This is a genomic window from Nocardiopsis sp. TNDT3, from assembly GCF_003427465.1.
GTDB classification, from domain to species: domain Bacteria; phylum Actinomycetota; class Actinomycetes; order Streptosporangiales; family Streptosporangiaceae; genus Nocardiopsis; species Nocardiopsis dassonvillei.
The window spans coordinates 1-1,301 of sequence record NZ_QPFC01000198.1 but is presented as its reverse complement, the minus strand read 5'-3'; the positions used below and the strand labels follow the sequence as shown (position 1 = coordinate 1,301).

The 1,301-nt window shown below is 72.4% G+C and carries 1 pseudogene; it reads right to left on the bottom strand.

The window, feature by feature from the left end:
- Positions 1–1,232 (bottom strand): annotated as a pseudogene (locus DQW06_RS05405) (AAA family ATPase); the annotation flags it as partial.
- Positions 1,233–1,301: the final 69 nt, after the last annotated feature.

Below are 1,301 nucleotides of genomic sequence, written 5' to 3'. Positions count from 1 at the left end.
TCTTGGCCGGGTTGGTCTGCGCCGGGGCGGTCGTCGCTGTCCTCGTCGCCGGAGCCCTCCTCGCCGTCGAGGTCCTCGGACACGGTGATCAGACCGGTCTCGGGATCGACCTCCACGTCCCCGCTGCCGGGGTCGAGGGAGACCTCGCCCGTCTCGGGGTCCAGGGTGAGCTTCAGGTCGCCGATCTCGATCGTGGTCGGCAGGTTCTCCCCGCCCTCACCGGAACCGCCCGTCTCGATCCCGACGGTCCCCTTGGCCGGGTCGATGGTCAGGCCCAGGTGTCCGGCCTCGACGGTGACCGGTGCCGCCTCGGGGTCGAGGGGAACGTTCCTGTCTCCGGGCTCGATGCTGATCGTGCCCTCGTCCGAGTCCAGGACGAACTTCAGCTCGCCCGCCTCGACGGTGGTGACCCCCGTCTCGGGGTCCAGGGTCACGACCGGAGCCCCGGGGATCTCGGAGCCGGTCTCGCCGAGAGCGGGGTCGTCTGCGTCGGCGGAGATGGGCTCCACGCCGGAGACCACCTTCGTGTTCTCGGTGTCCACGGGGGTCAGCGGCTCCAGCAGCTCACCCTGCTCGGCCTCCCTGCCCACCAGGGGCTCCGCCGCCTCCACCCGCTGGGCGGGCTCGGCGAGGATCGCCGGCTCGGCGGGGATCACCGGTTCCAGCGGCTGCATCGGTTCCATGCGCTGGAGCGGCTCCGCGACGAGCATGGGCTCCAGCGGTACGGGCTCCGTGGTCTCGCCCTCGGGGACCGGCTCCGCGTTGGCGGGCACCCCGACGGACCTGGCCGCCGGTTCGACCGGGAGCGCCGGTGTTCCCGGGTGCGCGGGTTCGAACCGGCTCTCCGTGTGGGGCTCCAGTCCGGAGACGTCCCCGGACTCGGGCGCGGACACCGTGACGACCCGCGCGACCCCCTGGTCGGCGAGTACGTGCGGGGAGCCGGTGTCCCCGGTCTGCTGCGTGCCGAACAGCATCACGCCGTCGTCGCCGACGCTCACCTCGGAGTCGCCCGGGTCGAGCACCGCCTCCCGAGTGGCGGTGTCCACCTCGACCGAGGAGCCGGCGTGCCGGAGCATGAGCAGGCCGCTGGTCAGGTCCACGCTGATCGGGGCGGACTCCGACCGGTTCGTGTTGGTGGTCTGCTCCTGGAGGGTGGTGGCCTCCTCGGTCTCGGTCGGATCCGGCTCCTCCCCGGAGAGGGCAGCACGGAAGTCGAAGAGGGGGGACTCCACGTCAGGACCTCCTCACCGCCCGTAGGGCGGCAGTTCGTCTGGGTTGTGTCGGGGTGGCGGGGGATGGGG